The 6,439-nt window shown below is 55.9% G+C and carries 5 protein-coding genes, 2 tRNA genes and 2 pseudogenes; 3 read left to right on the top strand and 6 right to left on the bottom strand.

Going from position 1 to position 6,439, the window contains the following annotated elements; all coding sequences use genetic code 11:
* Positions 1–206 precede the first annotated feature (206 nt).
* Both murA and ramA read right to left on the bottom strand, forming a co-directional pair.
* Positions 207–1,475, bottom strand: a complete 1,269-nt coding sequence (murA, locus tag D9V82_RS11665) for a UDP-N-acetylglucosamine 1-carboxyvinyltransferase (RefSeq protein ID WP_121912506.1) — start codon at positions 1,473–1,475, stop codon at positions 207–209.
* 21 nt (positions 1,476–1,496) lie between these two features.
* Positions 1,497–2,336: an acetate metabolism transcriptional regulator RamA gene (gene ramA, locus D9V82_RS11660; protein ID WP_121912505.1), complete on the bottom strand. Its 840-nt coding sequence runs from the start codon at positions 2,334–2,336 to the stop codon at positions 1,497–1,499.
* A gap of 265 nt (positions 2,337–2,601) precedes the next feature.
* On the opposite strand from ramA, the gene cysK reads away from it, so the two are divergent.
* The gene (gene cysK, locus D9V82_RS11655; RefSeq protein WP_121912504.1) at positions 2,602–3,537 is read left to right on the top strand and encodes a cysteine synthase A; all 936 of its coding nucleotides are present in this window, start codon (positions 2,602–2,604) and stop codon (positions 3,535–3,537) included.
* 83 nt (positions 3,538–3,620) lie between these two features.
* Positions 3,621–4,184 (top strand): serine O-acetyltransferase EpsC, encoded by a 564-nt coding sequence (gene epsC / locus D9V82_RS11650; RefSeq protein WP_121912503.1) that lies wholly within the window; start codon positions 3,621–3,623, stop codon positions 4,182–4,184.
* A 50-nt stretch (positions 4,185–4,234) separates the two neighbouring features.
* Here the strand turns inward: epsC and D9V82_RS11645 are convergent, their stop codons facing one another.
* The 3 genes from D9V82_RS11645 to D9V82_RS11635 form a co-directional block, all read right to left on the bottom strand.
* Complete coding sequence (locus D9V82_RS11645) at positions 4,235–4,516, bottom strand: GNAT family N-acetyltransferase (RefSeq protein WP_234457251.1); 282 nt, start codon at positions 4,514–4,516, stop codon at positions 4,235–4,237.
* Between the two features lie 51 nt (positions 4,517–4,567).
* Positions 4,568–4,640 (bottom strand) — tRNA-Phe (locus D9V82_RS11640).
* Positions 4,641–4,659: 19 nt separating this feature from the next.
* Positions 4,660–4,733 (bottom strand) — tRNA-Asp (locus tag D9V82_RS11635).
* A 704-nt stretch (positions 4,734–5,437) separates the two neighbouring features.
* Between D9V82_RS11635 and D9V82_RS11625 the strand changes: the two are divergent.
* Positions 5,438–5,727: pseudogene (locus tag D9V82_RS11625) on the top strand (IS6 family transposase); the annotation flags it as partial.
* A gap of 37 nt (positions 5,728–5,764) precedes the next feature.
* Here D9V82_RS11625 and D9V82_RS12835 read toward each other — a convergent pair.
* A pseudogene (locus D9V82_RS12835) lies at positions 5,765–6,310 on the bottom strand (IS3 family transposase); the annotation flags it as partial.
* Positions 6,311–6,439 lie beyond the last annotated feature (129 nt).

The following is a 6,439-nucleotide window of genomic DNA, read 5'->3' as shown; positions in this document are numbered from 1 at the left end:
ACCAAAAATTAACCTCTCAACGGCGACCCGTACCAACCTACCCAACAACCTGAAACAAATCAAATCCCTGAACCAGACCAGTACAAAAATCACTAAAAAGTAACCAACCAGCTACCTCCCGGCGACTTGGATAAAATTTATACCAACTCACGATACAACGCAAACCCCCAGCATAATCGGTATAAATTCGAACTGGGGGAAGCTAATTAGAAGACTTCTTCCTCCTGCGTCCTTTCGATGGTGGCTCCAAACCGTAACAGGTTCTCCACAAAGTGAGGGTAGCCGCGATCAATATGGAAGACATCGTGAACTACCGTGGATTCATCGGCGCACAGTGCAGAGAGAACCAGGCCAGCGCCGGCGCGGATATCGGAGCTCCATACATGCGTAGAAGAAAGATTTTCCTTTCCCCGCACCACCACGTGGTGGCCATCTACTTGGGCATCCGCACCTAAGCGGAGCATTTCATCAACGAAGCGGAACCGAGACTCGAAGACGTTTTCCGTAATCACGGTCGTTCCTTCGGCGATGGCGGAAATGGCAATGGCCATGGGCTGAAGGTCAGTCGGAAAGCCGGGGAAAGGCAAGGTCTGGTAGTCCACGGCAGTCGGGCGCTTATCCATCCGCACACGGAAGCCGTTTTCATAAGTTTCGATATCTGCACCTGCGGACTTGAGCTTCTCCAGTGGAAGGTGCAGGTGGCGCGGTGCAATTCCTCCGACGGTGATATCGCCTTGCGTCATGGCGGCGGCGTAGGCCCACGTGCCGGCAACGATGCGGTCACCGATAACCTCGTGTTCCGTCGGGTATAGTCGGCCCACCCCATGGATAGTAACCTCGGAGGTACCCGCGCCCTCGATGTTGGCACCCATGGACCTTAACATTTCACATAGATCCACGATCTCGGGCTCACGGGCAGCATTGTGGAGAACAGTGGTGCCCTCGGCCAAGACGGCTGCGGTCACAATGTTTTCCGTCGCACCAACGGATGGGAAGTCCAGGCGAATGGTAGAACCGCGAAGTGATGATGCTTCAGCCACCACCGCCCCGTGTTCGATACGGGTCGTAGCTCCGAGCTTTTCCAAGCCAGTCTGGTGCATATCGAGCGGGCGGGAGCCAATGGCATCACCGCCAGGCAGCGCCACCTTGGCATGCCCGCAGCGCGAGGTTAGTGGGCCTAAGACGCATACCGATGCCCTGAATTGACGGACAGCATCAAAATCCGCTTTTGATTCTGGCTTGGCAGGGGTTGTGATCCTGACTGTGCCGCCATCGATCGTCACCTCGCAGCCCAAGCCTTCGAGCACCTTCTTCATTAGAGGTACGTCCAGAATCTCCGGGCAATTGGTCAGCGTCGTCGTCCCCTCCGCCAGCAATGCGGCGGCCATGAGCTTAAGGACGCTGTTTTTGGCGCCGTCTACTTTGACGGTGCCTACAAGGCGAGCACCGCCGGAAACAATAAACTGATCTTTCACAGCTTTCTACGCTACCGGTTATCAGGGCAACGCGCCGATCCGGCGGGCAGCATTAACAGCCTCGTAGCGGGTATGTGCCCCCAACTTACGCATAACGGAACGCAGGTAAGACTTGACGGTTTCGGCACCAATTCCCATTTCTTCCGCAGCTTCGACGTTGGTGTGACCGAGCGCGACACAGGAAAGGACGTCGAGTTCGCGGGCGGAAAGCTTAGTTGACTGCTTCACGCGGACGGGAGAGACCATCTGATCACACAGCGCCTCGAGTTCCTTGCGCAATTCTTCGTCTTCGACGCGGTTAGCCAGCATGCGCAACTTAGAATGGGTGGAACGAACCTGTTCCCACTCCGCACCATTCATGGCATGACCACGCGAGGCACTACCCTTGCTGCCGTCGGCGCGGCGCATTGCTGAATTGACCGCTAGGTCTTGCTCCAGGGTCCGTGCCGTCATCGTGACCTCTTCGATGACCTTGTCACCCAAGCGCACCGGCGAGTGCACGCCAACATAGAGCACGCCGCGGATTTCGCGCTGCACAGTAACAGGCACGGCCACAATCGAGTGCAATCCTTCGTCTTGGATTACGCCGTCGTTCTCGTGAGAAATGGTGGTAGCCCGCGTGTAGTCTGATACGCCCACCGCGCGGCGGGTGGTGACAACGCGACCACCGACACCCACGCCGGCATCGATAAGCAGATTCTGCAGTGCCGGTGTACGCAAGCCTATCCACTGGGTAATTTGCAGGCGGTTATCGGCCAATAATGTCGCGTACATCGTCACCGGAATTCCGGTGGCAGTTTTGAGGGATGACAGTGCCGCGCGTACGGATTCTTCATCATCTTTGAGGCGATGCGACTCCATGAGACTCTTTCCTCGTCGGGGGTAACCAAGCAGGTGCACCCGATATCCCCGAAAACTTGGGGACCGGCGGGTAACTACGTGGAATTATAGACAGTATGTGGGGGTAATTCGAAATCGCCCCCTTGTTTCCGTAGCAGTGAATCCCACATTCGATGCCCGAATACATTGTCTGCTATGAATATACCGGTCTGTCTACCCGAATAGTGTATCTTTGCGTTTGTACCTGATTTGACTACAAATCTGATTCCCAAAGGAGTCTTAAAAAATGGCTGTATATAACAATGTTCTAGAAACCATCGGCGGTACCCCACTTATCCGCATCAACCGCTTGGCAGAGGGCAGGGGCGCCACCGTGCTAGCCAAGGTGGAGTCCTTTAACCCTGGCAACTCCGTTAAAGACCGCATCGGCATGGCCATCATCAAGGCCGCCGAGGAGTCTGGTGACCTGAAGCCGGGCGGCACCATCGTCGAAGCTACTTCCGGCAACACGGGCATTGCCCTGGCACTGGCCGGTGCCACCTTGGGCTACAACGTCGTTCTCACCATGCCAGAAACCATGTCTAATGAGCGCAAGGTGCTGCTGCGCGCATACGGTGCAGAAATCATCCTGACCCCAGGCGCTGCCGGCATGCAGGGTGCAGTTGACAAAGCTAATGAGATCCTCGCCGAGCGCGATAACGCCATCCTAGCTTCCCAGTTCGCTAACGAGGCCAACCCCAAGATCCACGAAGCCACCACCGGGCCGGAGATCTGGGAAGACGCCGAGGGTAATGTCGATGCCTTCGTCGCCGGAGTCGGCACCGGCGGCACCATTACCGGTGCCGGCCGATACCTGAAGTCCAAGAACCCAGACATTTATCTTGCAGCCGTTGAGCCGGCAGACTCCCCTGTGCTGTCTGAAGGCCAAGCAGGCCCACACAAGATCCAAGGCCTGGGCGCCAACTTCGTACCGGATGTGCTCAACCGCGAGCAGCTGGATGAGGTTCTAACCGCCTCCCTCGAGGAATCCATCAAGCTCTCTCGCGCTCTGGCAACCGAGGAAGGCCTGCTGGTTGGTATTTCCGCCGGAGCAAACCTCTCGGCTGCACTGAAGCTGGCGGAGCGCCCCGAGTTCGAGGGCAAGACCATCGTCGTTGTCCTACCCGACTTTGGCGAGCGCTACATTTCCACCGTTCTATTCGAGGACATACGCGAGGCATAACAAAGCCCCGCAGCCTAGTCCGTGAATAAAAGGCACCCGTTAAACTTGGCGGGTGCCTTTTTGTGACCAGTATTATAGTTCGTATGAACATTATTAAATATATCCGGGAAGATTTAGCCAATGCCCGCGACCATGACCCAGCCGCACGCGGTGACGTTGAAAACGCGATCGTCTATTCCGGCCTGCACGCTATCTGGTCGCACCGTGTCTCCCATTGGCTATGGAAGCGCGGCCTACGGGGGCCAGCACGTATCCTCTCCCAAATTAACCGCTTTTTTACAGGCATCGAAATCCACCCAGGCGCCACTATCGGGCGCCGCTTCTTCATCGACCACGGGATGGGAATTGTCATCGGGGAGACCGCGGAAATTGGCGATGGCGTCATGCTTTATCACGGCGTAACGCTCGGCGGCCAGGTGCTCACCCAAACCAAGCGCCACCCCACAGTGGAAGATAACGTCACCATCGGGGCCGGGGCCAAGGTCTTAGGCCCTATCACGATCGGGGCTGGTTCTGCCATCGGCGCCAATGCCGTTGTAACCAAGGATGTTCCGGCCAATCACATTGCCGTAGGCATCCCCGCCAGGAACAGGCCTTCAAAGAAGCACGAGCGGATCAAACTCGTGGATCCGGACTACTACATCTAAAAAGCCTAAAAGCCGCCTATAGACTTGTGGGGACGCTTTTGTACGCAGGGTTAACCGTGCAGCAGATCCCGGTAGTCGGGGTTTTTGTTGATAAAGTTCGCCACAGCAGAGCAGGTGGCGATAATCCTCATGCCGGCAACCCGGGTTTCATCGAGCGCTGCCTTGATCAGCGGAGAGGACAGGCCACGTCCACGGAAGTCATCTCCTATGACCGTGTGGTTGAAGTCGCGAACATCGCCGGAATCTACGTACTCACAGATTCCCGCTTTCACACCATCCACGGTAAGTACAAAGCTGGACGAATCGACCTGATGAGAAATCACTCTTTCCATGTCCCCCATTAAACCAAAAATGGTCCTTTTTATATAAAAGGACCATAATTGTGGCCAGAGCCAGGATCGAACTGGCGACCCCACACTTTTCAGGCGTGTGCTCTACCGACTGAGCTATCTGGCCAGAAACCTTAAGGCTTCCGCGACCTTGACGGGACTTGAACCCGCGACCTCCGCCGTGACAGGGCGGCGCGCTAACCAACTGCGCCACAAGGCCATTTTTAATTGTTTGTACCTCTCGGGCACGAAAAGTTACTTTACACAGCCGCCCCGAAACAACACAAATCAGCACTACAAAGCCTATTTTGTACCGTATCCACCCACGCTTGCTGGTGCGGCCTCAACGACAGACTGTGTTGTTGGGGGTGTCTCATTAGAAGGCTTGATTTGGTGGCATTATGCCTACTTCACTATTTATGACGATAAGTGGTCTTTCACCAGGAAATACCGCACACAGCTTTCTGGTGTGTTAGCCAGTAGAGGTCACGATAACAAGATGAGTGAAAATCATCCTCGATGCCCCGTTTGGGGCGGGTCCTACTTCCAGAATTCGGTTTCCACTTCGGCCGGGGTCCACTAACCGGGCCCCACCCTGGATAGTGGACACGTCGGGGTCGGGCTCTACCTTCACCGACCTTGAAAAAGCGGCGCAAATCTCTAAAAATGATCTGTTCCCATGGGCCTTGCCCCGGAAAGTAGACACGTTGAGGGTTAGCTATGCTGCTTGGGTCAGTGTAGCTGAATTAAGCGCTTCGAAGTCATCGGGGGCTAGAAGGTTGCACCAGGAGTCCCGCTTGGGCGTGTTGTAGCGCATGCACCACCGGAAGATTTCCTGGCGGCAGCTGATTGGACTGTCAAAGAGTTTCCGGTGCTGTTGCAAAGTTGGGGCAGTAGGAAGAGCGACGTGAAGTAATCACAGCCATGGGTATCTTCTCCGGTCGTCATTTCCCCCGTGACATCATTCTGGGGGCAGTGCGGTGGTACTGCCGCTACGGGGTGAGCTACCGCGATCCGGAGGAAATGATGACCGAGCGGGGCGTGCCAGTCGATCACACCACAATCTACCGCTGGGTCCAGAAATACGCCCCTGAGCTGGACAAGCAAACACGGTGGTACCGGCAGGTACCTGACTGGCAGGCCAGTTCCTGGCGGGTGGATGAGACCTTATCCGGGTCGGCGGCAGGTGGTGCTACCTCTATCGGGCGATCACGGGCCCGACCCCCGAAAAGTGGACACATCGGGGGCTAGCTATGCTGCTTTGGTCAGTATAGCCGAAGTCTCGGCTTCAAAGACATCAGGGGCTACAAGGTTGCACCAGGAGTGCCGCCGGCGCGTGTTATAAGCGCATGCACCACCGGAAGACGTCCTGCCGGCAGGTCATCGGATCGTCAAAAACTTTCCTATCACGCAGCACTTCCCGCTTTAAAGTGGCGTTAAACGATTCTGCTAGGGCGCCTATCCGCACTCGTTCCTACCGCTGTCATAGACTGGCGCACACCCAACGACGAGCAGTAATTTCTGAAGGTTTGCGAGGTGTACACACTGCCGTGATCGTCAATGTTAAATGGCCCCGTCACCACTGCCACGCACACCGTGCGCGTGAGCTAAAGCATCGACGACCAGTGAGACTCGCATGTGGTCTGCGAGTGCATAACCTGCACGTTTGCGTGAATACTTATCAATGACTGTGGCTAAGTACATGTTTGTGCCTCCCTTGCACGGCAGGTATGTAATGTCGCCAACATAAACGCGGTTCGGCTCGTTGGCGCTAAATTTACGGCCTACTAAGTCCGGCAGGTTGCGTCCGCTAGTGTGGTGTATCTGTTACCCGGGTGAAGCCTCGTGCCGGTGCACATAAAGGCGACCACCGCGGGTACCTTTCGAATCAACTCTTACTTATCCTCGAAAGGAATGTAACCCGCG

This window comes from Corynebacterium macginleyi (assembly GCF_003688935.1).
Taxonomy (GTDB): Bacteria; Actinomycetota; Actinomycetes; order Mycobacteriales; family Mycobacteriaceae; genus Corynebacterium; species Corynebacterium macginleyi.
This window is presented reverse-complemented; position numbering and strand designations above follow the sequence as displayed.

Excerpts from the sequence above, each read along its gene's own strand:
- ramA (WP_121912505.1), bottom strand. The coding sequence starts at position 2,336 with ATGGAGTCGCATCGCCTCAAAGATGATGAAGAATCCGTACGCGCGGCA.
- cysK (WP_121912504.1), top strand. The coding sequence starts at position 2,602 with ATGGCTGTATATAACAATGTTCTAGAAACCATCGGCGGTACCCCACTT.
- epsC (WP_121912503.1), top strand. The coding sequence starts at position 3,621 with ATGAACATTATTAAATATATCCGGGAAGATTTAGCCAATGCCCGCGAC.
- D9V82_RS11645 (WP_234457251.1), bottom strand. The coding sequence starts at position 4,516 with ATGGAAAGAGTGATTTCTCATCAGGTCGATTCGTCCAGCTTTGTACTT.